This is a genomic window from Kitasatospora saccharophila (genome assembly GCF_039529925.1).
In the GTDB taxonomy this organism is placed as follows: Bacteria; Actinomycetota; Actinomycetes; order Streptomycetales; family Streptomycetaceae; genus Kitasatospora; species Kitasatospora saccharophila.
Map to the genome: position 1 here is coordinate 13,212 of NZ_BAAANS010000030.1, position 23,041 is coordinate 36,252.

Sequence of the window (23,041 nt, forward strand, 5' to 3'; positions counted from 1 at the left end):
GGTGGTCGGGGCGGTTCGGCGGGTGCTCTTCCGGGTGGGGCCGGAGCGGGTTACAGTCACCGTAAAACTTGCAGTGCTAGTTTATCGGCGGCGCAGGATCGCCGAGTACCTGCCGAGCGTTCGGGGTGTCGCCGCGTGGACCTGGAACTGACCGAGGAGCAGGCCGCCGTACGGGAGTTGGCGGCGTCCTTCACCGACCGGGAGATCGTGCCGTTCGCGGCCGGGTGGGACCGGGCGGAGTCCATCGACCTGGGCGTCGTCAAGAAGCTCGGCGACCTGGGCTTCCTCGGCCTGACCCTGCCGGAGCAGTACGGCGGCAGCGGCGGCGACCACCTGGCGTACTGCCTGGTGCTGGAGGAACTGGGACGCGGCGACTCCTCGGTGCGCGGCGTGGTGTCGGTCTCGCTGGGGCTGGTCGCCAAGTCGGTCAACGCGTTCGGCACCGAGCAGCAGAAGCGCGAGTGGCTGCCCCGGCTCTGCTCGGGCGAGGCGCTGGGCTGCTTCGCGCTGACCGAGCCCGGCACCGGCTCGGACGCGGCGAGCCTGACCACCCGGGCCGAGCGGGACGGCGACCACTGGCTGGTCTCCGGCAGCAAGATGTTCATCACCAACGGGACGTGGGCGGACGTCGCCCTGGTCTTCGCCCGCACCGGCGGACCCGGGCACCGCGGCATCACCGCCTTCCTGCTGCCCACCGACGCTCCCGGCTTCGAACGGCGGCTGGTGCACGGCAAGTTGGGGCTGCGCGGACAGGCCACCGCCGAGCTGTCCTTCGACCGGGTCCGGGTCCCGGACAGTGCGCGGCTGGGCGAGCTCGGCCAGGGCTTCACGGTGGCGATGGCCGCCCTCGCCAAGGGCCGGATGTCGGTCGCGGCGGGCTGCGTGGGCATCGCGCAGGCGTCGCTGGACGCGGCGGTGCGCTACGCCGGGGAGCGCGAGCAGTTCGGGAAGCCCATCGCCGCCCACCAGTTGGTGCAGGAGCTGCTCGCCGACATCGCCGTCGACGTGGACGCGGCCCGGCTGCTGACCTGGCGGGTCGCCGACCTGATCGACCGGGGCCGGCCGTTCGCCACCGAGTCCTCCGTCGCCAAGCTGTACGCCTCCGAGGCGGCGGTGCGCTGCGCCAACAACGCGCTGCAGGTGTTCGGCGGGTACGGCTTCATCGACGAGTACCCGGTCGGCAAGTACCTGCGCGACGCCCGGGTGATGACCCTGTACGAGGGCACCAGCCAGATCCACAAGCTGCTCATCGGACGCTCGCTGACCGGTGTCAACGCCTTCTGAACCACCCTTCCCGACCCACCGACAAGGAGCCCGACGAAGTGCTTCCGGTCTTCATCGCCGCCGCCCGCCGCACCCCGATCGGGCGGCTGCGCGGCGCGCTGTCCGCCGTCCGGCCCGACGACCTGTCGGCGGCCGTGCTGCGCGGACTGCTCGACGCGGTGCCCGCGCTGGACCCGGCGCGGATCGACGAGGTGTACTGGGGCGCCGCCAACCAGGCGGGCGAGGACAACCGCAACCTGGCCCGGATGGCCGTGCTGCTCGCCGGGCTGCCGGACAGCGTGCCGGGGGCGACCGTCAACCGGCTGTGCGCGTCCGGGATGGAGGCCGTCACCACGGCCGCCCGGGCGATCGGCTCCGGCGAGGCGGACGTGGTGGTGGCGGGCGGCTGCGAGTCGATGAGCCGCGCCCCGTTCGTACTGCCCCGCCCGGACGAGGCGCTGCCGCACCGGATGGAGACCTTCGACACCCGGCTCGGCTGGCGCCTGACCAATCCGCGGATGCGCGAACTGCACGGCGTGCTGTCGATGGGCGAGACCGCAGAGGAGGTCGCCGCCCGCTACCGCATCGGCCGCGAGGCGCAGGACGCGTTCGCCCTGCGCAGCCACCGACTGGCCGCCGCCGCCCGGGAGTCGGGGCACTTCGATGCCGAACTGCTGCCCGTCGCCCGCCCGGACGGGACGCTGGTGGACCGTGACGAGTCGATCCGGACCGACACCACCGCCGAGAAGCTGGCCGCCCTGAAGCCGGCGTTCCGCCCCGGCGGCACCGTCACGGCGGGCAACTCCTCGCCGATGAACGACGGCGCGGCCGCCCTGCTGCTGGTCAGCGAACGAGCGCTGGCGGAGCTGGAGTTGGAGCCGCTGGGCCGGTACGTGGCGGGCGCCTCGGCGGGCGTGCACCCCGACGTGATGGGGATCGGGCCGGTGCCGGCCACCCGGCGGGTGCTGGAGCGCTCCGGCTGGCGGACCGCCGACCTGGAGACCGCCGAGTTCAACGAAGCCTTCGCCGCCCAAGCCCTGGCCTCCGTCGGCGAGTTGGGCATCGACCCGGAGCTGGTCAACCCCTCCGGCGGGGCGATCGCACTGGGCCACCCGCTGGGCTGTTCGGGCGCCCGGATCCTCACCACCCTGCTGCACCGGATGCGCCGCACCGGCGCCCGGCGCGGCCTGGCCACCATGTGCGTGGGCGTCGGCCAGGGCTCGGCCGTCCTGCTCGAACGCGACTGAACTCCCCTCTCCCCCAATAGACATGACGGAACATCAGGAACGGAGTACGACAGTGGGCAGGTTCGACGGCAAGGTGGCGGTGGTGACCGGGGCCGCACAGGGCATCGGTGCGGCGACGGCCCGGCTGCTGGCCGCGGAGGGCGCGGCGGTCGCCGTGGTCGACCTCACGGTGGAGCGGGCGGCGGGCACCGTCGAGGAGATCGCGGCGGCGGGCGGCACCGCCCGGGCCTACGGGTGCGACGTGTCCGACTACGACGCGGTCGAGGCCGTGTTCACCGCCGTGGTCGAGGAGTTGGGCGGGGTGCACGTCCTGGTCAACAACGCCGGGATCACCCGTGACAACCTGTTCTTCAAGATGCCCAAGCAGGACTGGGACACCGTCCTCGCGGTCAACCTGACCAGCGCCTACAACTGCGCGCACGTCGCGCAGAAGTACTTCGTCGCGCAGAAGTACGGCAAGATCGTCTCGCTCAGCTCGCGCTCCGCCCTGGGCAACCGCGGCCAGGCCAACTACGCGGCGGCCAAGGCCGGGATCCAGGGCCTGACCGCCACCCTGGCCATCGAACTGGGCCCCTTCAACGTCAACGTCAACGCCGTCGCCCCCGGCTACGTCGTCACCTCGATGACCGCCGCCACCGCCGAACGCGTCGGCGCCACCCCCGAGGCCCACCAGGCCGAGGTCGCCGCCCGCACCCCGCTGCGCCGGGCCGGCCGCCCGGAGGAGATCGCCGCCGTGGTGGCCTTCCTGGCCAGCGAGGACGCCTCGTACGTCAGCGGCCAGACCCTGTACGTCAACGGCGGCGCCCGCTAGGCGCACCCGCTAGGCGCGGCGGCCCCCGAAGCCGGGGAGGGTGTCCAGGGCGCGGGAGCGCCGGGCGACGAGCTCGTCGTAGGTGCCGTCGCGCTCGGCCCAGCGGTGCCCGAGGACGCCCTTCACCAGGACCTCGCGCGGGGTGGGGTCCTGCGCGAGCAGGTCCATGACCTCGGTGGCGAAGTCGTCGAGCGGCAGCGCATGCGGGTTCACCCGCTCCTGGCCCGCCGTGGCGACGGCCGGCGGGACGAGTTCGACGACCCCGACGCCGGTGCCGTCGAGCTGCGCGCGCAGCGCTTCGGAGTAGGCGTGCACGGCGGCCTTCGACGCGGCGTAGCCGGGCATCGGCGGGAACGGCAGGAAGGCGATGCCGGAGGTGACGGTGACGAAGGTGCCGGCGCCCCGCCCGATCAGGTGCGGGGTGAAGGCGTCGACGACCCGGACGGTGCCGAGCAGGTTGGTGTCGATCGTCGTCGCCGTCGCCGCGAAGTGCGCGGGGTCGCGCAGGTCCTCCATGAGCATGACGCCCGCCGCGATCACCACGGTGTCCAGCCCGGGGTGGCGGGCCAGCACGGCGTCCCGGGCGGAGGCGACGGAGGCGCTGTCGGTGACGTCGACGGCGACCGTGCCGAAGCCCTCCTGCGCGAGTTCGGCGAGCGCCCGCGGGTCGCGGCCGCCGACGGCCACGGTGCTGCCCGCCGCGGCGAACCGCCGGGCCAGCTCCCGTCCGATGCCCGAGGTGCCGCCGACGACGAGGACGGTGCGGTCGGAGAGGTCCACGAGGTCCTCCCTTTCGTTCGGGCGCCGCCGCCGTGCGGGGCGGCGGCGCGGATCGTGAGGGCTGCCGTCCCTCCCGGAACGGCCCTCCCGCAGTCTCGGCCGCAGCCGCGGGGCACGGGAGGGCCCCCGTCCTCCCTGGTCCTGACAGGGCCCCCGTTCGGGCGCGCGCACCGCGTTACGGTGGACGGCATGAAGGACGACGGACCCGGCAACCGGCTCGGCAGCTACCTGCGGGCCCGGCGCGAGCTGGTCTCCCCGGCCCGGGCGGGGCTCCCGCCCGGCGGCAACCGCCGGGTGCCCGGCCTGCGCCGCGAGGAGGTCGCGCTGCTCGCCGGAATCAGCCCCGACTACTACCTGCGCCTGGAGCGGGGCCGCGACCGGAACCCGTCCGCGCAGGTCCTGGAGTCCCTCGCGCGCGTCCTGCACCTCGACGACGACGAGCGGACGTACCTGCTCGGCCTCACCGCCGCCCGCCCCCGGACCGCGCGCCGCAAGCGGCCCGAACACGTGCCGGCCCGGGTGCACCAACTGCTCGCCCACCTCACCGTCCCCGCGTTCGTCGAAGGGCGGGCGTTCGACGTCCTGGCCGCCAACCCGCTGGCGGTCGCGCTCTCCCCCCGGCTGCGCCCCGGCCTGAACCGGCTCCGCTCGCTGCTGCTCGACCCCGAGGAACGGGCCTTCCACCAGGACTGGGCCGGGGCCACCGCCGATTTCGTCGCCGCCCTGCGCGCCACCGTCGGGGACGACACCGACGACCCCCGGTTCGTCGAACTCGTCGGCGAACTCGCCCTCGCCAGCCCGCGCTTCCGCACCCTGTGGGCCCGCCACGACGTCCGCCCCCTCGGCGGGGGCAGCACCACGGTCCACCACCCCCTCGTCGGCGAACTGCGCCTGCACCGGGACAAACTCCCCGTCGACGACGTGATCCTCGTCGTCTACTACCCCGACAAGGACAGCGCGAGCGACGAGAAGCTGCGGCTCCTCGCCGCGCTCACCTGCACCGGGCCCGCCGACCCGGTCCCGGACGGGGCGGTGGACGGGCCGGCGGGTCCGGTGAACGGGCCGGCGGGTCCGGTGGACGGGCCGCTGCCGCGGACGCCCTGAGCGCGGGGGCTGCGACTGGGACTACGGCTACGGCTGCGAGTGCGGCGGGAACGGGGCCCGGCCGGCCGGAGGGCGTTCGTGCTCCGGCCGGAGGACCTCCGGGTAGTCGAGCCCGGTGGCGATCTGCGCCAGCGCGGTGGCCCGCCAGCCCGTCCAGTCGGCCTCCCGGTCCGGGGCCTCCCGGCCCGGGGCCCCGTGCTCGACCCGGTCCTCGGCGCGCAGTCGGACGGCGGTCAGTCCGGCGGCCGCCGCGCCGCTGAGCTCGCGGCCGCCGTCGCCGACGTACAGGCAGCGTTCGGGGGTGGTACCGAGCCGCCGCACCGCCTCCGCGTACAGCGCCGGGTCGGGTGTGCGGCGGCCCTCCCGGCAGGAGAACACCGCCGCGTCCACCCAGCGGGCCACCGGCACCAGCGCCCAGTCGTCGGCGAGTTCGGAGGAGCAGTCGCCGAGCACCCCGATCCGGACGCCGGAGCGGCGGATCGACTCCAGCACCCGCAGCGCGTCCGGGCGCGGCGCGAACAGTTCGCGCTGGGCGGCCAGTCGGGCCTCGCAGGCCAGCAGCAGGGCGACCTGGTCCGGCGCCTCCACCCCGCAGCGCGCCGCGAGTTCGGCGACCGTCTCGCGCAGCCCGCCGAGCGCGCCGACCGCCCGCTGCGGCCACGACTCGTCCCAGACCTGCCGCCACCGCCGCGGATCGATCCCCAGCGGCGCGGCACTGCGCGCGGCGTGCTCGTCCCGCACCCGGGACGGCACGGCGGGGGTGAGGGTCCCGAAGAAGTCGAACACCACGGCGTGGAAACGCGAGAATGGCATGCGGCGAAGCGTACCGCCGCCGGTGGCGCGGTCCGACCCGGAGAGGAACAGCAGCGGATGGGTGAACTGGGCACCGAGCACTGGGAGTTCGCGGACGACGGCACGGCGGCGACGGCGTCCGCCCTGCGCGGGCGGCTCGTCGCCGGGCCCGCCGAGCACTGGCTGCGCAGCTCGCTGGGACGGCAGTTGGCCGTGCTCTCGAACGGCGAGCGGGCCATGGTGGCGCTGCTCGACGGCCCCGGCGACCCGGGCGAGCACGCCACCGACCCGGACGCGGACCCCGCGGAGTGGAGCGACGGGTTCATCCTCGCCAACGGCCAGGCGGACGCCTACCCCGACCCGGACACCGTCCCGCTGGAACGGGCCCTCGCCGTCGCCGCCCACCTGCTCGCCCACGCCACCCCGCCCCCGGACGCCTCCTGGTCCGTCGACCGCTGAGCGGCCGGGGCGCCCGGCGGACCGGGGCTCAGCCCCGGGTGTCGGCGAGCTGGCGCAGGTAGCGTTCCGCGGCGCGGAGCTTGCGGTTGTCCGGGCCGGGGAGGTGGGCGCGGAGCTCGATGATGTCCGGGGCGATCCGGATCGCCTCGGCCGGGTCCTTGACGGCCCGCCAGCACGCCTCCGCGTTGGTGACCGCCCGCTGGGTCTCCGGGTGCTCGGGGCCGTCGGTCTGCAGCAGCGTCGTGGCGACCTGCCGGTAGAGCTCGGCCGCGACCGAGGGACGGCCGCCGACCCGGCAGACGTGCGCCCGGACCTGGCGGACCTGGAGCACGACGGAGGCCCGGGAACCGTACGCGCCGACGGCCTTCTCCTCCAGCGCGAGGGCCAGCGCCGAAGCGGTCTCGTGGTCGCCGGCCTCCGCGTTGCGGACGATGTCGCCGATCGCCTCCAGGTACTCGCTGGGCGGCGCCTGCTCGGCACCGCGCCGACCCGCGTCGGCCTCCCCCGCCTCGGCCTTCCCCGCTTCGGCCTTCTTGCCCAGCTCTACCAGCGGACCGGGCAGCAGGGCGGTGGCGGCGAGCGGGTCGTGCCGGGGGGCCGGTTCCGGCTCGGGGGCGCGTTCGACGAGCGGCACGGGGGCCGGCTTGTCCAGCGGGACGGTCGCGGCCGGAGGCGCGTCCGCCTCGGGCAGCGCCGCCTCGGAGGGCGCCGCCTCGGGCAGCTCCGCCTCGGGAAGTTCCACGCTCTCGGCGGCCTTGGCGAAGGTCACCGCGGGCGCGGCGGGCGCGGCGGGCGCGGCGGGAAGCGTGGGCGGCAGGATGAAGTCGGGCTCCTCCGCGAGCGTGGCGGCGGGCTCGGGCTCGGGCACCGCCAACGTGGCGGCCTCCTTGCCGAGTTCGACCCGGGGCTGGGCCGGCGGGGTCGGCGCGGGCTTGTCGAGCGGCACGCGCGGCGCGGTCGCGGACGGCGCGGCGACGGACGGGGCCGCGACGGACGGGGCGTCCGCGGGGACCATCGGTTCGCCCTTGATCAGCGAGACGATCATCTTGCGGCGCGGCGGGGTCGCCGGGACGCCCGCCTTGCGCAGCGAAACCAGGCCGCGCGGTGCCCAGTTGAGCGCGAGCTTGGGCCGGACGGGTTCGGCGGCGGGGGCGGGCGCGGGCACGGTGGCGGCCGCGGCCGCGACGGTCGCGGTGCGCGCCGCGTCGGGGCGGGCCTGGAGGGTGGCGGCGGGCTCGCCGCCGCCGATCTGCCGTGCGGTGTTGCGGAAGTAGGGCCGGTCGGCGGGGTGCGAGGCGATCACCACGGTGTCGGCCCGCAGCACCGAGTTGACCTGCTGGTGGACGAGTTCCGGGGTGAGGAACTGGTCGGCGCCGGGGCGGCCGCGGTGCAGCGTCTCGATCAGGCCGCGGGTGAAGGTGCCGAGCTGGTCGGGGTCGTGGTTGACGACGGCCCAGAGCGGGACACCCTCGGAGAGTTGCTGTCCCGCGGTGGCGGCGAGGGTGGGCCAGACCACCTGGTCGGCGCTCAGGTCGCCGATCACCAGGGTGTCCAACTCGCTTCCCCGGTGCCGGAGTTCGGTGGCGATGGCGGACCAGGGCAGGCTTTCGGAGCTCTTGTGCTCGCGCAGCGAGAGGTAGAGCTGTTCGCCGCGCCGGTCGGTGATCAGGTGGCCGCCGAGGTGGACGAGCAGCGGCCCGGGGTGGCGGGCGGCGGCGCGCAGGTGGGCGAGGACGGTCTGCGGGTCGCTGGCGCCGGGCAGGTGGACGGCGTCGACCTGGTCGGCGGAGAGCAGCACCTGCGGGGCGACTCCGGCCAGGGCGGCGGAGAGCACGGAGGCGTGGGCGCTGCCGCGGCCCCAGCGGCGGCCGCCGCCGTAGCCGCCCTCGATGACCAGGATGCGTCCGCGCAGGCCGCCGCCGATGCCGTGGGCGGCGGGCGCCGGGGCGGTTCCGGCGGCGGGGGGCGGGGCGTCGGCGGTGGTGGCGATCCGGAACGTGCCCGTCCAGCCGGTGCCGCCGGGCGGGGTGGCGGGCGGCGGCGGGAGGGCGGTGCCCCCGGCCGGGGTGGGCGGGGTGCCGGCGCGGCTGTCGGCGAGCACGGCCTCCGGGATGACCAGGTTGATGGAGGTCGCGAACGGGTCGGCGCCGGGCGGGAGTTCGACCGCCTGCTCGGGGGCCGCCGGGGTCGCGGGGAGCCTGAACGTCTCCTCCGGATCGGCCTCCGGCCCGCCCCCGGTCGTCGATGCCACGTCAGCCACCGTTCGGTCACCGCCCCCGTCCGCCGCCCGTGCGACGCCGTGCCTGTACGCCGTGGTGTCCCGCACCAGGCTCCGATCCCGGCCACGATACGTGGTCGGCGGTCGGACCGGCCAGGCCGGGTCCCACGAGGGTTGACGCCCGTTCGGACGGACGCCGTGGCTGTTCGGGCAGCCGCGACGACCGGCGGGGCGGCCGCGGCGACCGGCGGGACGGGCCCGGCGGGCGTTCAGCCGGATGCGGGTACCGGGCGGGGCGCGGCCGGCCGGGCGCAGGAGGAGAACGGCGGGCCGATCAGCCGGCCCAGCTCCACCGACGTCACCTCCGGCTGCGGGATCTCCCCCAGAGCCGGCACCCGTCCCGTGGTGCTGCCGGCTTCACCACCGATACGGGTGCTCTCGTGAATGACCCTCCGTGCACGGGTAGTTGTCGTGAGAGCATGCGCCTCCCTACCAGGGTGCGCCGACGACTCACAGGTGCCGCCGGGCAGTTGACGGTCACCGGGAGCACGGTGGCCAAGCACATCGACGACGTCCTCGCCGAACTCGACCTGCCCGACGCCGAGGCCGACCACCGCCGGGTGCCGGCGGTGCTGCGGTTCCTGGGGATCGGCGCCTGACCGCTCCCGCGCCGTTCGTCCCGGCCGGGTCGCCGCCGCGTCACGGGAGCGTCCCGGCTGCCGGAATCCCCTTGGCCCCGACGGCCACCACGGGCACACTCGTACGACTCCGGTGCCGATCGGCGGCCCCGGGAGACGGACGGAACGAGGGAAGACACCCCATGGCCGACACGGCGATGCTGGTGGCAGGACTGATCACCGGCCCGGCCGGGCTCGCCGTCCTGGGAGCCGGGATCCCCGGCGCGCTGCTGCGGGGGCGCCGCTGGGCCTCCGAGGGGCTGACCGCCGAGGCGCGCTGTCTGGAGACGTACGTGAAGAACCACCGGCACGAGGACCGTTCGACCTCCTCCCGTTGGGCGATCGTCGAGTACCGCACGCCCGACGGCAGCGCGCACCGCTCCCACCTGCTGGCCCGCGACCTGGTCGTGGGCGACGAACTGACGGTCCGCTACCGGCCCCGGAACCCGAAGAAGACGTTCCGCGCGGGCGAGTCCGTGGGGACGGTCGCCCTGGTGGTGGTCTGCGTGATCGTCGGGGCGGCCCTGCTCACGGCGGCCGCCATCACCCTGTCCAAGGGCCTGCAACCCGACCCGCCGGCCCTGGACCGCTGGGGGTACCCCGTCGGCTAGCACTTCTCACGCTGACGCTCAACGCGCCTCCCGCCGACGGCGGTTGCGCGCGAACAGCAGCACCCCGACGCCGACCAGCCCGCTCAGCGCCGTCCCCGCGACGACCGTGCCGACCCCGCCCGTCCCGGTCGCGGGCAGCCGCCCGCCGTGCGGGTGCGGCCGGGGCCGGTCGGTCGGCCCGGGGTGCGGTGTGGGAGGCGGCACGGGGCTGGGCGTGGGCTCCGGCGTCGGACTCGGGCTCGGCGAAGGCGAAGGCGTCGGGCTCGGGCTCGGCGACGGCGATGGCGACGGCGACGGGGTGACCACCTCGACCGGGACGTCCGGGCTGCGCGAGGCCCGCCACTCGTGCCCGGCCGGAGCGTACTCGGCGCGCAGCAGGTGGGTGCCCGCCGTCGGGTGCGGGTACGTCAGGACGGCCCGCCCGTCCGCATCCAGGGTCGCGGTGCCGACGGGGGTGCCGTCCGCGTACAGGGTGACGGTGCCGGGCGGGGTGCCCGCGACCGGGTCGGCGGCGGTGACCCGGATGTCGACGGGCAGGTCGACGCCCTCCCGGGGGGTGCCGCGCGGGACGAGGGTGGTGGCGGTGTCTGCGGCCCACTGGGCGTAGAGGGTGCGGTCGGCGTCCAGCGGGGTGTCGGGGCCGATCTCGACGTTCTGGCCGCTGCCGTCGGCGGCGGTGTTCCAGCCCTCGAAGGCGAAGCCCGCCCGGGTCGGCGGGGCGGGGACGGTGCGGGCCCCGGCGGCGAAGGAGGTGGCGAACACCCGGACGGCCTCGGTGGGGGCGCCGCCGTTGGCGTCGAAGGTGATCAGGAAGTTGTTCGGCAGTACGCCCAGCCGCTCCCACTGGACGTTGTCGGTGGGCAGCTGGATCGCGCCGTCGTTGACGACCGGTCCGTCGCCGGCGGCGCGCAGCGGCCCGCCGCCGGTGCGGGTTCCGGCGCCGCCGCTGTGCAGCGATCCGTCACCGGTGACGGTGACGCCCTGCGGGACGCGCAGCACGGCGCCGTCCGGGATGACCAGCATGGCGGGGGCGTTGACGGCCAGCGAGCCGAAGTCGGTGGCGAGCGCGCCTTGGCCGACGGCGGAGGAGTCGCGCGCGGCGCTGTTGCCGGCGGTGACGGTGCCGCCGTCCAGGACGACGCTGCCGCCCGCGCCCCGCACGCCGCCGCCGATGCCCGCGCCCCGGTCGGGGGAGGTGGCGGTGACGGTGGGATCGTCGCGGACGGTGACCGTGCCGCCGGCGCCCTCGGTGCCGCCGCCGATGCCCGCGCCGAGGCTGGAGCCGGTCGCGGTGACGTGCGCGGTGCCGGCGATCAGGACGGTGCCGCCCTCGCCGCCGACCGACGGGGTGCCGAGGGCGGCCTGTCCGCCGCCGATGCCCGCGCCGCGCAGGGTGCTGGTGGCGTTGACGGTGGCCGCCCCGTCGATGGTGATCTCGCCGCCGTTGCCGCCCCAGTAGCCGCCGCCGATGCCCGCGCCGCCGCTACTGCTCGCGGTGACGGTGGCGCTGCCGGTGATGCGGATGGTGCCGCCGGAGCTGTAGTCGCCGCCGCCGATGCCCGCGCCGTCGGTGGCCTTGGCGGTGACGGTGGCGCTGCCGCCGATCGTGACGCTGCCGCCGGCGCCGTGGTCGGCGCCGCCGATCGCGGCCGCGAACTGGCCTCCGGCGGCACTGACCCGGGCCTGGTCGGTGATGGTGACGGTGCCGCCGGCGAGGTGGTTCTGGTCGCCGCCGATGCCGGCCGCCGCGGGGCGCCGGGCGGTGGCGTTGACGACGGCCCGGCCCCGGACGACGAGGGTGGCGCCGTTCAGCGCGATACCCGCGCCGTCGGTGGGCGGGGGCGCGGCGGTGAAGGTGCCGGGGGCGGTGGTGGAATCGGTGACGGTGAGGGTGCTGCCCGCACCGAGCCCGACGGTGGCGGTGGTGAGGTCGTGGCCGTTCAGGTCGAGGACGAGCGCGGCCCCGTCGGCGAGTCGCAGGTCGACGGCCGCGCCCTGGGTGAGGTCCGCCCCGAGTTCGACCTGTCCGCCGACGCCCGCCGGGTTCGCGAACGCGGCGCTGAGCGTCGCCCAGTCCCCGGCGGAGGCCGCGAACGCGGGCTGCGGGAGGACCGCCCAGGTGGCGGCGACGGCGACGGCTGCGGCCAGGACGGCCCTGCTCGGGCCCGTGGAGTTGCGCATGTCCCAGAGTAGGCGGATGATCACGCTCCGTTTACGCACGGCCGTTGCCGACGGCGTGTCCCGAGCCCCTCCCCGTCCGCCGTCCCGGCCCCCGTCCGCCGTCCCCGTCCCCGTCCCCGTCGCCGTCGCCGTCGCCGTCCGTCGGGGCTGCCATCGTGCTGCGCATGGACGACGAGACGATCGAACTGCGCCCCTGCGACTTCTGCTCCCGCCCGGTGCCGGAGGATTCGCTCGACGAGCACGACTGCCCGGTGTGCGGCGATCGCCGCTCCCGGCCGTCCGACGGCTGACCGTCCGCCCCTCAGGGGTGCCCGTTCCCCGCCCGCAGGGCGGCGCCGAGCGGGGTGGGGCGGTAGTGGACGTGGCGGCCGTGGCGAGTGCGGTCCAGCAGGGCGGCGGCGTGCAGGGCGGTCAGGTGGCGGCTGACGGCGGCGGGGGTGACGGCGAGCCGGTGGGCGAGTTCGGTGGTGGTGGCGGGGCCGTCGTCGGCGAGCATCACCAGCAGGCGGGCGCGGGGCGGGCCGAGCAGCGCGGCCAGGGCCCGCGGGGCGGGCGGCGGCGGGCGTTCGGCGAGGGTGGCCAGGCCGCGGGAGGCGTAGACGACGTGCGGCGGGGCGTCCCGGTCGAGCATGGTGGAGACGCCGTCGGCGAAGCAGCTGGGGGTGAGCAGCAGCCGGCGGCCGTCGACGGGGATCTCGTCGGGGGCGAACGGCCAGGGGCCGCCGCGGCGGATGGTGAGGGTGTCGTCGGCCCAGGAGAGGCGTTCGCTGATGCCCCGGAACAGGGCGTCCGCGCCGCCCTCGGCGAGGGTGCGGGCCCGGTGCGCGAGGTCGGCGGCCAGCACGGTGCGGGCCCGGGGCCACCACTGCGGCAGCAGGCAGGTCTCCCAGTACGCCTCCAGGGCGTCGGCGAGGTCGGCGAGCAGCAGTGCGGGGTGGCGCAGGCCGTCGGCGAGGACGGGCGGGACGGGCTCGCCGAGCGGGTGGAAGGTCTGTTCGATGCCGGGGCGCAGCCGGGCCGGGTCGGTGGCGCGCAGGGCGGCGAGCTCCTCGCGCAGCGCGGGGGCGGGGACGGCGGGGCGCGGGGTGAGGAAGTCGGGGACCCAGTAGCGGCGGCGGGCGACCAGCGCGAGCAGCAGCGGGCGGGCCGCCAGTTGCTCGAAGGCGGGGCGCAGGCCCTCGAAGGCGGGGCGCAGCGCGGGGAAGCGGCGGGCGTGCGGGGTCCACATCCGCAGGCTGAGCACGGCCTCCTGGAGCGGCGAGTACGCGAAGGAGGTGGCGGCGAGGTCGGCGAGGCGGAGCCGGAAGCGGATCATTGACCGCCAGGGTAAATCCATTCCGGCCCCGGGCGGCGCCGGGTGTGCTGGGCGGCATGAACGTGAGCACCGCTTCCCCGCCCCTGGTCCGTCCGGCCTCCTCCTCCCCCGTGGTACGCCGACTGGCGGCGCTGCTGCTGGTCAACGCGGTCGGCAACGGCCTGTTCCTGACCGTGGGGACGCTCTGGTTCACCCGCGGCCTGGGCTTCTCGGCGGGGGTGGTGGGCGCGGCGCTGACGGCGGCGGGCCTGTGCGGGGTGCCGGCGGCGGTGCCGGTGGGGCGGCTGTGCGACCGGCTGGGCGCGAAACCGGTGCTGGCGGTGGTCCACGTGCTGCAGGCCGGGGCGACGGCGGTGTTCGCCTTCACCTCCTCGCTGTGGCTGTTCGTCCTGCTGGTGTGCGTGACGGGCGCGGCCTCCCGGGCCAACGGGGTGGCCCGCTCCACCCTGTACGCGCACGCGCTGCCCGCCGGGGCCCGGACCAGGGCGCTGGCCGTGCTGCGGGCGCTCAACAACGTCGGCATCGGGGCGGGCGCGGCGCTCGGCTCCCTGGTGCTGGCGCACGGCGGACGGGGCGCGCTGCGGACGGCGGTCTGCGCGAGCGCGGCCGCGTACCTGCTGGCGCTGCTGCCGCTGCGGGCCGTGCCGACCGGGGCCGCGCCCGCGCCGGACGCCGCCCGGGCGGTGGCGGCGCGCCCGCTGCGGGACCTGCCGTTCGTGGGGGTGGCGGTGCTGAACGCGGTGGTGAACACGCTGTACGTGGTGCTGGAGGTCGGCCTGCCGCTGTGGACGCTCGGCCACACCGCGGCCCGTCCGGCGGTGACGGGCTGGCTGCTGCTCACCAACACCGTGCTGGTCGCGCTGCTCCAGGTGCTCGCGACCCGCCGGGTGTCCGAACTCGCGGGCGCGGCAAGGTCGTTCCGGCTCGGCGGACTGCTGGTGGGCGCGGCCTGCCTGACCGTCGCGGGGGCCGCCGGACGGACGCCGGGGGTGGCGGTGGCGGTGCTGCTGGGAGCGGTGGTGCTGCTGACAGCCGGCGAAGTGCTGTCCCAGGCGGGCAGTTGGGCCCTCTCCTACGGCCTGGCCCCCGAACACGCCCACGGCGCCTACCAGGGCGTCCTGCACACCGGCGTCGCCCTCGGCCAGGCCCTCGCCCCCGCCGCCCTCACCGCCCTGGTCCTCCCCCACGGCACCACCGGCTGGGCCGCCCTCGCCGCGGTCTTCGCCTGCGCGGCCCTCACCCTCCCCCCGGTGGCCCGCCACGCGGCCCGCCGCAATGCGGATTTCGCCCGGGCGAGTTGACGAAAACCCCCGCCCCGAGAACCCCCAACACTTCACCGCACGCCCTCTCCTACCTCCCCCAACGCCCCGCCGCCGTCCCCAACTCCAACCCCGTCACCCCCGACTCCGCCCGCTCGCGGGCCAGTTCGCCCGCCAGGGTGTAGCGGGCCGCGGCCTGCGGGGAGCGGGCGGCGTGGGTGGTGATGGCGTCGACGAGGGCGGTGGACATGTCGAGGCGGGGGTGGTCGCGGTGGACGGCTGCGCCGTGGGCGTCGGTGAGGTGGGCGGTGTCGATGCCGAAGTCGGCGGTGACGCCGCGGCGGGTGAGCCGGGCGAGGGGGCCGCGGCGGTCGGGGATCCGGGCGGAGGAGTGCAGGGCGATCGCTTCCCAGACCTGGTCGACGGCGGTGGCGGGGTAGCCGTGCCGGGTGAGGAACTCGGCGGCGAGGTCGGCGCCTTCGAGTTCGAAGCGGTCCTGTCCGGGGGCGTCCGGGGAGGTGCCGAGGTCGTGCAGGAGGCAGGCGTGGAAGAGCAGGTCGTCGTCGTAGTCGGTGCCGGGGGTCAGCCGTTCGTGGTCGGCGAGCAGCCGGGCGAACAGGTAGCTGCGCACGCTGTGGTGGGCGACGGGCGGGCTGACGGCGGCCCGCAGGAGGTCGAGGGCGGCGGTGGCGACGGGGCCGGTGGGCAGGGCGGGGACGAGCGGGGCGGGTGTGTTCATGGCCCCGACCGTACGGCGGCCGGCCGGGCGCCCGGCAGTGGCACGGGTGCCGTCGACCGATAGGATCGTGCCGTGGAGTCCGTGTCGCGAACGCACCGGGTGGTGGTGCTGGCCCTGCCGGGCGTGCTGCCGCTGGACCTGGGCATTCCCCTTCAGGTGTTCGGGAGTTGGCCGGACGCGCCGTACGCGCTCGCGGTGTGCGCGGAGCGGCCGGGCCGGGTGCCGGTGCACGGCGGGCCCGAGCTGTACGTGCCGGACGGCCTGGAGTTGCTGGGCGGCGCGGACACCGTGGTGGTCCCGGGGTGTGCGGAGCCGTCGCCGCCCGGGCCGGAGGTGCTGGCGGCGCTGCGGGCGGCGGCCGGTCGGGGCGCCCGGGTGGTGTCGATCTGCACGGGCGCGTTCGTGCTGGCGGCGGCCGGGCTGCTGGACGGGCTGCGGGCGACCACGCACTGGCAGCACGCGGCGCGGCTGGCGGCGGCGCACCCGCGGGTGACGGTGGATCCGAAGGTGCTGTACGTGGACGAGGGCGCGGTGCTGACCTCGGCGGGCGTCGCGGCGGGGCTGGACCTGTGCCTGCACCTGGTGCGCCGCGACCACGGGACGCGGGTGGCCAACCAGCGGGCCCGGACGCTGGTGACGGCGCCGCAGCGGGAGGGCGGGCAGGCCCAGTACATCGACCTGCCGCCGTCGGCGGCGCCCGGCGCGGGTCTGGCCCGGCTGCACGAGTGGATCCTGGCCCATCTCCATCTGCCGCTCTCCGTCGACGAGTTGGCCCGCCGAGCCGGGGTGTCGCGGCGCACCCTGATCCGCCGTTTCCACGCGGGGACGGGGCTGCCGCCGATGCGCTGGCTGCTGGAGGCGCGGCTGGCCCGGGCCCGGGAGCTGCTGGAGTCGACGGACCTGACGGTGGAGGCGGTGGCGCACCGCTGCGGGCTGGGCACGCCGGGGAACGTCCGGGCGCTGTTCCGCGAGCACGTGGGCGTCCCGCCGAGCGCCTACCGGGCGACCTTCCGCCCACCGTCCTGAGCCGGGTCCTCAGCCCAGCGTGTTCTTGTGCACCGTGCCGCCCTTGACGATCAGCCGGAGGTTGCGGCCGGGGTCGGCGAGCACGGCGAGGTCGGTGGTGGGGTCGCCGTCGACGACCAGCAGGTCGGCCCAGGCGCCGGGGACGAGGACGCCGAGCGGGGCGTCGCGGTAGGGGTCGCGGCGGCCGGCGAGGCGGAACAGTTCGGCGTTGCCGGAGGTGGCGAGCTTGAGCACCGCGACGGGGTCGAGGTACTCGCCGAGGCGGACCAGCATCTCGTTCTGCCGGTGGGCGAGGGAGGGTTCGAGCAGCAGGTCGGTGCCGAAGGCGAGCCGGACGCCGTGCTTGAGCGCCCAGCGGAAGGTGGTGCCGACGCCGTCGCAGACCTGGCGGTTCTTGGCCCGGCTGTCGGGGTTGTCGAAGTGGTGGTCGTCCTCGGCGAAGGGCTGGGTGCTGAGCCAGACGCCGCGTTCGCCGAGCAGCCGGACGGTGGCCTCGTCGGCGAGGTGGCCGTGCTCGATGCAGCGCACGCCCGCGTCGACGGCGCGCCGGACGCCCTCGGAGGTGTAGACGTGCACGGTGACGTAGGTGCCCCAGTCGGCGGCGGCCCGGACGGCGGCCTCCAGTTCGGCGGAGGTGAACTGCAGGACGTCCAGCGGGTCGTAGGCGGAGGCGGCGCCGCCCCCGGCCATCAGCTTGATCTGCGCGGCGCCGCGCTTGAGCTGCTCGCGCACCGCGGCGAGGACGCGTTCGGGCCCGTCGGCGACCCGCATCAGGCCGACCTGCTCGGCCCGGGACGGCGGTCCGCCGAGTGCGGTGGGCGGGTCGTAGACCATGCCGAAGTCGCCGTGCCCGGAGGTCTGCGAGAGCGCGGCCTGGCTGGGGTAGATCCGCGGCCCGGGGAACAGTCCGGCGTCCAGGACGCGGCGCAGCGGGTCGGTGTCGCCCGCCAGGTCGCGGACGGTGGTGAAGCCGCGCATCAGCATGGCCCGGGCGGCGGCCAGTGCCTGGTAGTAGACCGCGCCGGTGGGGGCGAGCTGCAGCCCGGCCATCGTCCCGCCGATCAGCATCAGGTGGACGTGGGCGTCGGTCAGCCCGGGCATCAGGGTGCGGCCGCCGCCGTCGATCACCGTCCCGGCGGCCGGGCCCGCGGGCGCGGGGTGGCCGAGCACGACCTCCGCGATCCGGTCGCCCTCGGTGCGGAGGTGGCCGGGCACCGCCTCGTCCCCGATCCCGTCGAAGACCCGCACGTTGGTGATCAGCAGCCCGCCGGGAGCGGCGGTGGACGTGTCAGAAGCCATGCCCCCATGCTCGTCCGCCCGCCCGGGCCGCACCCGCCGGTTCGGCCGGACGTGGGCGCGCCGCACGGGGGTTCACCGGCCGGGATGCGGCCGGCGTTGGCGCACCGCCCTTCGTGCGTCGGTGCCCTCCGGGGCGGTTCAGTAGGTGACGGTGATCCGGCGGGCCGGGCCGTCGACGCGGACGCGGCCGCCGTAGGGGACGACCAGTTGCGGTTCGGTGTGGCCGAGGTCGACGTCGAGGACGGCCGTGGCGTCGGGGGCGTAGGTCTCCAGGGCGCGCAGGACGGCGGCGCGCTGCTCGGCGCGGTAGCGGGCGCGGCCCTCGGCGTCGTGCGGGTGCTCGAAGGTCCAGGCCATGGCGCGGCCGACCAGGACGGCGGGGAACTGCCGGAGCAGGCCGCGTTCGCCGAGGTTGCGGAGCATCCGGAACACCTCGGTGGCGCTGGGCAGTTCCTCGGAGGTCTCCAGGAACAGCACGCTGCCGGCGTGCTCCTCGGCGGGGCGCAGCCGGTCGGCGGCGGCCATCCAGTGCAGGATCTCCAGGTTGCCGCCCCAGCTGGTGCCCTCGACGACGCGGTCGGGGCGGTGCCAGTGCCAGCCGGTGGCGGGCTCGGCGGCGGGTTCGCGCGCGAAGGTGGCCGGGTCCTCCCAGCGGCCCAGGACGGTGCTGGTGTCGGCGGCCTCGGTGAGCTCGTACGTGCCGCCGGTGAAGAGCGCGGCGCGCAGCGAGGCGTCGGTGAGCGGGTGGACGGCGTGCGGGCGGCCGAGCTGGGTCATCAGGGCGGCGCCGTGGTAGCCGACGATGCCCTGGCGGTGCAGGAAGTCGAGCAGGTTGGTGTTGTCGCTGTAGCCGAAGAAGGGCTTGGGGTTGGCCCGGATCAGCGCGGCGTCCAGGTGCGGGACGACGGTGATCTGGTCGTCGCCGCCGAGGGTGGCCATCACGGCGGTGACGGTCGGGTCGGCGAACGCGGCGTGCAGGTCGGCGGCGCGCTCGGCGGGGGTGGCGTCGAGCTTGCGGGTGGTGGGGTACTCGACCGGTTCGAGGCCGTACTCCTCGCGCAGCCGGCGCAGTCCGAGTTCGTGCGGGAGCGGGAAGGCGCCCGGTCCGGCGAAGCCGGGGGAGACGATCGCGATCCGGTCGCCGGGCCGGGGCTTGGGCGGGTACGCGGGCTGGTCCGTCATGCCGGGATGCTAACGGCCCGGGCGGGCCGCACACGACCGGATGTGCGGAGCGGTTCAGGGGCGGACATCCAGCAGGGTCTTGCCGAGGGTGGCGCGGGCTTCGATGGCGCGGTGGGCGTCGGCGGCGTGCTCCAGCGGGAAGCGCCGGCCGATGACGGGGCGCAGCCGGCCGGCGGCGGCTTCGGCGAGGACGTGGGCGGTGGCGGCGCGGATGCGTTCGGGGGCGGGGCGCAGCTTGAGGACGGCGAGGTCGCGGGCGACGGCCTCCTCGGCCGGGAGGTCCGTCCAACTGCCGCTGGCCAGGCCGAAGCTGAGGATCCGACCGCCGTCGCGGAGCAGTCCGGCGGCGGACCGGCCGAGGGTGCCGCCGACGCCGTCGAGGACGAGGTCGACGGGGGCCGGGCCGTCGGTCCAGTCGGGCCGCAGGTAATCGGCGGTCTCGGCGGCGCCGAGTTCGGCGGCGAGGGCGAGCTTGCGGGGGCCGCCGGCCGCGGCGAGGACGCGGGCCCCGGCGGCGGTGGCGAGTTGGACCAGCAGGGTGCCGACGCCGCCGGCCGCGGCGGTGACCAGGACGCGCTCGCCCGGGGCGGGGGCGGCGGTCTCCAGCAGCAGGCGGGCGGTCCGGCCGTCGGCGAGCAGCGCGGTGGCGGAGTCCAGCGGGAGGCCGTCGGGGACGGCATGCAGGCCGTCGGCGGGGACGACGGCGAGTTCGGCGTAGCCGCCGCTGCCGCCGGTGGAGGAGACCACCCGCCGTCCGAGCCAGGCCGGGTCGGCGCCGGGGCCGAGGGCGGCGACGGTGCCGCCGACGCCGTTGCCGGGGACCATCGGGAGGGCGGCGGTGAACGGGCCGAGACCGGTGGCGCGGAACTGGGTCTCGACGAAGGTCAGGTTGGCGTGCGCGACCTCGATCAGCACCTGCCCCTCCCCCGGCACCGGGTCGGGGGCGGTCCCCGCCACCAGCACCTCGGGCCCGCCGAACTCCCGCAGCCACACCGCTCGCATCGCGCCTCCACCCGTTCGCGGGCCGGTCGTTCCGGCCCGGCACCCATCCTGGGACGTCAAGCGGACTTGAGGTCAAGCGGACCGTGCGGCGAGCCGGGTGCCACCGGCAGTGGGCGGATCCGGCGGCGGGCGGATCCGGCGGCGGGCGGATCCGGCGGCGGGCGGAGTGTCACCGGCGGGTGCCAGGATCCGGGCCGTGGACATGGACGGATTCTGGGCCCTGGTGGAGTCGAGCGCGGCGGGCGGCCCGGCCTGCGAGCGGGCCGAGCGGCTGACCGCGCGGCTGGCCGGGCTGCCGCTGCCCGAGGTGCTGGAGTTCCAGCTCCGCCTGGACGAGGCCCGCGCCCCGCTGGACACCCCGGGCACGCTGGCGGTGGCGGAGGTGGTGCTGCGCGGCTGGGTCAGCGACGACAGCCTGTGGTACTTCCACGTCTGGCTGGTCGGCCTGGGCCGCGCGGCCCACCACCTCGCCGTGCACGACCCGGACGCGCTGGCCGGCCACCCCGTCTTCCGGCAGCTGGCCGCGCGGCCGTACGAGCAGTGGGACGACCACGACTTCCCGGAGTGGGAAGCGCTGGACTACTGCGCCCACTACGCGTACGAGCAGCTCACCGGCCAGGAGGACGGCCTGGAGGAGGCACTGGAGGAGATCGGCCACGACAGCCCGTGCAACGCCGAGTTCGACGCCCCGGCGTGGACGCCGGAGCAGCGGGCCGCCCGACTGCCCCGGCTCACCGCGCTGTTCGCCGAAGCAATCTGACGCACCGTCAGCTCTGTTCCGCTCCGCCCAGGGTCCGCCCGATCGGTGCACGGGTGAACAGCCGTTCCTGCTCGGCGCGTTGGGACCGGTCCTCGGGGGCGAGGAAGCGGCGGGCGGCGATGCCCTCGGCCAGGCCGGGCGGGACAGCGGGTCGGAGCATGGTGGTGCCCGTCCCGCCCCCTGGCGTCCGGAGCCTTCAGTACCTCAGGTCGCCGGCCTGGTTCTGGGTCACGCCGCCGGCGAGGTACAGGTTCCCGTCCGAGTCCAGGATCGCGATGACCGTCTTGGTGCTGCCGTGGTAGGTGGTGAAGTAGAACTTGTTCTTCGTGCGGTCCACCTCCAGGTTGGTGTTGATGGACAGCTCGATGCTCTGGGGGCCGCTGACGAGCACGTCCTTCTTCGGCGTCCCCTCGTAGACCCGGTTCCCGGTCAGCTTGACGCGGCCGTGGTAGTCACCCTCGTCCCAGTCGCTGGCCACACCGAGGTCGATGTCGGGCATGGAGGTCCTCCCCCACGTTCTGCGGGAGCCGCCGTGGGCGCTCCCGCACTCCAGTGGAAACAAGATCAGGGCCGGGTGGGCGGTTTCCCGCCCGGCGTACCCGGAGGCAGGCCGGGCCGCGGGCCTAGTAGGTCAGGTTCGTCTGACCGGTGGTCAACTGGCCGGCGAGGCTCAGGTTGCCTTCGGAGTCCAGCACGGCGAGGAGCTTCTTGCTGTAGCCGTGGAACGTGGTGAAGTAGACCTTGTCGGCTTCCTGGCTGCTGTCCAGGTTCGTGTTGACCGAGAGCTCAATGCTCTCGGGGCCGCTGATGACCACGTCCTTCTTCGCCGGGTTCGGGTCGAGCCGGTTCTGCACCAGCTTGATCCGGCCGTTGTAGTCGCCGGTCTTCACATCCGACGCCACGCCGAGGTCGATGTCGGCCATGGAGGTCCTCCCCTACGATTCGCGGGAGCTGCCGTGGGCGCCCCCGCACTCCAGTGGAAACAGGGTCAGGGCCGGGTGGGCGGTCTCCTCCACCCGGTGGGGTGCGCGCACTCCGCCGGTGCGCGCGGGAGCGGCCGAGGCCGCGCCCCGGTCAGGTCAGGGGCCCCTGGTTGGTGAACACCTTGCCCGCGATGGACAGGTTGCCGAAGGAGTCCAGCACGGCGACGACCTTCTTCGTGGTGCCGTGGTGGGTGGTGAAGTAGATCTTGTCGACTTCGTGGTCGGCGGACAGGTTCGTGTTCATCGACAGCTCGATGCTCTCGGGGCCGCTGACGACCACGTCCTTCTTCGCCGGGTTCGACTGGCCCCGGCCCTGCGTCAGCTTGACGCGGCCGTGGGAGTCACCGCTGTCCCAGTCGGTCGCTACGCCGAGGTCGATGTCGGGCATGGAGACCCTCCCCTTTTCAGTCCTGCGCGGGTGGCCGTGAGCGCACCCTCGCTCCAGTTGAAGCAACTTCGGTTCCGGGCAACGCACTTGGCTCGGAAAGTGGAGTACCCCCGACCGCTTGAGGAGCCTATGCGGCAGAGGTGCGCGAGAACGGCACTTCCCCGGAGGGTGGCTGCTTTTGATCCGGGGCGGCTTGATCCATGCCGGCGGCTCCTCGGATGGCGCGGCGCAGCCATCCGCTACGAGAAGACCGTCGCCCCCTGCCCGGCCGGACTCCACAGCGCAGGCATCTTCACCTGATCCGCCCGCCGGCCCAGAAGAAAGACCCGGGGCCGGGAGGCGGGCGATCGCCTCGCGCTCGGTGATCAGCCGGCCCCCGCGCAGCGCGGCGGTGGCGCGGGCGGCGGTGGCCGGGCCGTGGTCGACCCGGACGTCGCGCAGGCCGGCCCGGACGAAGGCGTCCAGTGCGGCGTCGCTCACCGGCGGCCGCAGCGCCGGGCCGCTCGCCCGCCAACAGCTCTCCCTCGTCCAGGAGTTCGCTCCGGATGACGGCGGCGACCGGGCGCCGGATCGGCTCGCCCCGGGCGAAGACGAAGTGGGCGGCGGCCGGGTCGGCGGACTCCCCGGCCGGCAGACGGCCGCAGTGCGGTCCCGCCGCGTCGGGCTCCTGCTCGATCAACTCCCGGCGCAGTGCGGCGAGTCGGCCCAGCGGCCGATCGTCCGGGGCGGCGGGGAGGAGCGCGACCAGGTCGAGGTCGCTGCGCCCGTGCCGGTGGTCGCCGAGCGCCGGCGAGCCGCGCGTCCACCGCGCGCGCACCGGGGTGACGGCGGCCGGCCGGGCGGCGAACTCCGCCAGCGACGGTGCGGCCAGGGCGCGTTGGGCGGCACCGGCGGCAGCCGACCCGACCGCGGCCGGGCCCGGACAGGTCCGGACGGGTCCGGACG

Annotated in this window: 24 protein-coding genes; 11 read left to right on the forward strand and 13 right to left on the reverse strand. The window is 75.8% G+C overall.

Going from position 1 to position 23,041, the window contains the following annotated elements; genetic code table 11:
• Positions 1–135: 135 nt before the first annotated feature.
• From ABD345_RS21940 to fabG, 3 genes are read left to right on the forward strand one after another with little or no spacing between them, the layout of a single operon-like run.
• On the forward strand, positions 136–1,284 hold the full coding sequence (locus ABD345_RS21940; RefSeq protein ID WP_344554203.1) for an acyl-CoA dehydrogenase family protein: 1,149 nt from the start codon (positions 136–138) through the stop codon (positions 1,282–1,284).
• Positions 1,285–1,322: 38 nt separating this feature from the next.
• A complete protein-coding gene (locus ABD345_RS21945) occupies positions 1,323–2,510 on the forward strand; it encodes a thiolase family protein (RefSeq protein WP_344554204.1) in 1,188 nt (395 codons plus the stop codon).
• A gap of 52 nt (positions 2,511–2,562) precedes the next feature.
• Positions 2,563–3,321: a 3-oxoacyl-ACP reductase FabG gene (fabG, locus tag ABD345_RS21950; RefSeq protein WP_380275494.1), complete on the forward strand. Its 759-nt coding sequence runs from the start codon at positions 2,563–2,565 to the stop codon at positions 3,319–3,321.
• A gap of 9 nt (positions 3,322–3,330) precedes the next feature.
• Here fabG and ABD345_RS21955 read toward each other — a convergent pair whose 3' ends face one another.
• Positions 3,331–4,101: an SDR family oxidoreductase gene (locus ABD345_RS21955; RefSeq protein WP_344554207.1), complete on the reverse strand. Its 771-nt coding sequence runs from the start codon at positions 4,099–4,101 to the stop codon at positions 3,331–3,333.
• A gap of 189 nt (positions 4,102–4,290) precedes the next feature.
• Between ABD345_RS21955 and ABD345_RS21960 the strand changes: the two genes are divergently transcribed.
• Positions 4,291–5,205: a helix-turn-helix domain-containing protein gene (locus tag ABD345_RS21960; protein ID WP_344554208.1), complete on the forward strand. Its 915-nt coding sequence runs from the start codon at positions 4,291–4,293 to the stop codon at positions 5,203–5,205.
• A gap of 27 nt (positions 5,206–5,232) precedes the next feature.
• Here ABD345_RS21960 and ABD345_RS21965 read toward each other — a convergent pair whose 3' ends face one another.
• On the reverse strand, positions 5,233–6,018 hold the full coding sequence (locus tag ABD345_RS21965; protein ID WP_344554209.1) for an HAD family hydrolase: 786 nt from the start codon (positions 6,016–6,018) through the stop codon (positions 5,233–5,235).
• A 57-nt stretch (positions 6,019–6,075) separates the two neighbouring features.
• Between ABD345_RS21965 and ABD345_RS21970 the strand changes: the two genes are divergently transcribed.
• On the forward strand, positions 6,076–6,456 hold the full coding sequence (locus ABD345_RS21970; protein WP_344554210.1) for a ParD-like family protein: 381 nt from the start codon (positions 6,076–6,078) through the stop codon (positions 6,454–6,456).
• A 28-nt stretch (positions 6,457–6,484) separates the two neighbouring features.
• Here the strand turns inward: ABD345_RS21970 and ABD345_RS21975 are convergent, their stop codons facing one another.
• Positions 6,485–8,707 (reverse strand): hypothetical protein, encoded by a 2,223-nt coding sequence (locus ABD345_RS21975; RefSeq protein WP_344554211.1) that lies wholly within the window; start codon positions 8,705–8,707, stop codon positions 6,485–6,487.
• A gap of 446 nt (positions 8,708–9,153) precedes the next feature.
• Here ABD345_RS21975 and ABD345_RS21980 point away from each other — a divergent pair, with 446 nt between their 5' ends.
• Positions 9,154–9,333: a hypothetical protein gene (locus ABD345_RS21980; RefSeq protein ID WP_425556858.1), complete on the forward strand. Its 180-nt coding sequence runs from the start codon at positions 9,154–9,156 to the stop codon at positions 9,331–9,333.
• A gap of 161 nt (positions 9,334–9,494) precedes the next feature.
• On the forward strand, positions 9,495–9,962 hold the full coding sequence (locus ABD345_RS21985) for a DUF3592 domain-containing protein (RefSeq protein ID WP_344554213.1): 468 nt from the start codon (positions 9,495–9,497) through the stop codon (positions 9,960–9,962).
• An 18-nt stretch (positions 9,963–9,980) separates the two neighbouring features.
• On the opposite strand, the gene ABD345_RS21990 is transcribed toward ABD345_RS21985, so the two are convergent.
• Positions 9,981–12,143: an Ig-like domain repeat protein gene (locus ABD345_RS21990; protein WP_344554215.1), complete on the reverse strand. Its 2,163-nt coding sequence runs from the start codon at positions 12,141–12,143 to the stop codon at positions 9,981–9,983.
• 164 nt (positions 12,144–12,307) lie between these two features.
• Between ABD345_RS21990 and ABD345_RS21995 the strand changes: the two genes are divergently transcribed.
• Complete coding sequence (locus tag ABD345_RS21995) at positions 12,308–12,433, forward strand: hypothetical protein (protein WP_344554216.1); 126 nt, start codon at positions 12,308–12,310, stop codon at positions 12,431–12,433.
• 11 nt (positions 12,434–12,444) lie between these two features.
• On the opposite strand, the gene ABD345_RS22000 is transcribed toward ABD345_RS21995, so the two are convergent.
• Entirely contained in the window at positions 12,445–13,458 is a 1,014-nt protein-coding gene (locus ABD345_RS22000; RefSeq protein ID WP_344554217.1) for an ArsR family transcriptional regulator, read from the reverse strand.
• Positions 13,459–13,514: 56 nt separating this feature from the next.
• On the opposite strand from ABD345_RS22000, the gene ABD345_RS22005 reads away from it, so the two are divergent.
• Positions 13,515–14,759 (forward strand): MFS transporter, encoded by a 1,245-nt coding sequence (locus tag ABD345_RS22005; RefSeq protein ID WP_344554219.1) that lies wholly within the window; start codon positions 13,515–13,517, stop codon positions 14,757–14,759.
• Between the two features lie 49 nt (positions 14,760–14,808).
• Here ABD345_RS22005 and ABD345_RS22010 read toward each other — a convergent pair whose 3' ends face one another.
• Positions 14,809–15,456, reverse strand: a complete 648-nt coding sequence (locus ABD345_RS22010; RefSeq protein WP_344554220.1) for an HD domain-containing protein — start codon at positions 15,454–15,456, stop codon at positions 14,809–14,811.
• 72 nt (positions 15,457–15,528) lie between these two features.
• Between ABD345_RS22010 and ABD345_RS22015 the strand changes: the two genes are divergently transcribed.
• Positions 15,529–16,482 (forward strand): GlxA family transcriptional regulator, encoded by a 954-nt coding sequence (locus ABD345_RS22015; RefSeq protein WP_344554221.1) that lies wholly within the window; start codon positions 15,529–15,531, stop codon positions 16,480–16,482.
• Positions 16,483–16,491: 9 nt separating this feature from the next.
• Here ABD345_RS22015 and ABD345_RS22020 read toward each other — a convergent pair whose 3' ends face one another.
• The 3 genes from ABD345_RS22020 to ABD345_RS22030 all read right to left on the reverse strand — a co-directional run bounded on the left by ABD345_RS22020 (position 16,492) and on the right by ABD345_RS22030 (position 19,965).
• Positions 16,492–17,781, reverse strand: coding sequence for a metal-dependent hydrolase family protein (locus tag ABD345_RS22020; protein ID WP_344554222.1), 1,290 nt, complete (start codon positions 17,779–17,781; stop codon positions 16,492–16,494).
• Positions 17,782–17,919: 138 nt separating this feature from the next.
• Complete coding sequence (locus tag ABD345_RS22025; RefSeq protein ID WP_344554223.1) at positions 17,920–18,963, reverse strand: S66 family peptidase; 1,044 nt, start codon at positions 18,961–18,963, stop codon at positions 17,920–17,922.
• Between the two features lie 54 nt (positions 18,964–19,017).
• Positions 19,018–19,965, reverse strand: coding sequence for a zinc-binding dehydrogenase (locus ABD345_RS22030; RefSeq protein ID WP_344554224.1), 948 nt, complete (start codon positions 19,963–19,965; stop codon positions 19,018–19,020).
• A gap of 202 nt (positions 19,966–20,167) precedes the next feature.
• Between ABD345_RS22030 and ABD345_RS22035 the strand changes: the two genes are divergently transcribed.
• Entirely contained in the window at positions 20,168–20,725 is a 558-nt protein-coding gene (locus tag ABD345_RS22035; protein ID WP_344554313.1) for a DUF4240 domain-containing protein, read from the forward strand.
• A gap of 7 nt (positions 20,726–20,732) precedes the next feature.
• Here the strand turns inward: ABD345_RS22035 and ABD345_RS22040 are convergent, their stop codons facing one another.
• The 4 genes from ABD345_RS22040 to ABD345_RS22055 form a co-directional block, all read right to left on the reverse strand.
• The gene (locus ABD345_RS22040; RefSeq protein WP_344554226.1) at positions 20,733–20,885 is read right to left on the reverse strand and encodes a hypothetical protein; all 153 of its coding nucleotides are present in this window, start codon (positions 20,883–20,885) and stop codon (positions 20,733–20,735) included.
• Between the two features lie 36 nt (positions 20,886–20,921).
• Positions 20,922–21,224: a DUF6342 family protein gene (locus tag ABD345_RS22045; protein ID WP_344554227.1), complete on the reverse strand. Its 303-nt coding sequence runs from the start codon at positions 21,222–21,224 to the stop codon at positions 20,922–20,924.
• Positions 21,225–21,348: 124 nt separating this feature from the next.
• On the reverse strand, positions 21,349–21,648 hold the full coding sequence (locus ABD345_RS22050; protein WP_344554228.1) for a DUF6342 family protein: 300 nt from the start codon (positions 21,646–21,648) through the stop codon (positions 21,349–21,351).
• A gap of 151 nt (positions 21,649–21,799) precedes the next feature.
• Positions 21,800–22,096 carry a DUF6342 family protein gene (locus ABD345_RS22055; protein ID WP_344554229.1) on the reverse strand — a complete coding sequence of 99 codons (297 nt, stop codon included), beginning with the start codon at positions 22,094–22,096 and terminating at the stop codon, positions 21,800–21,802.
• Positions 22,097–23,041: the final 945 nt, after the last annotated feature.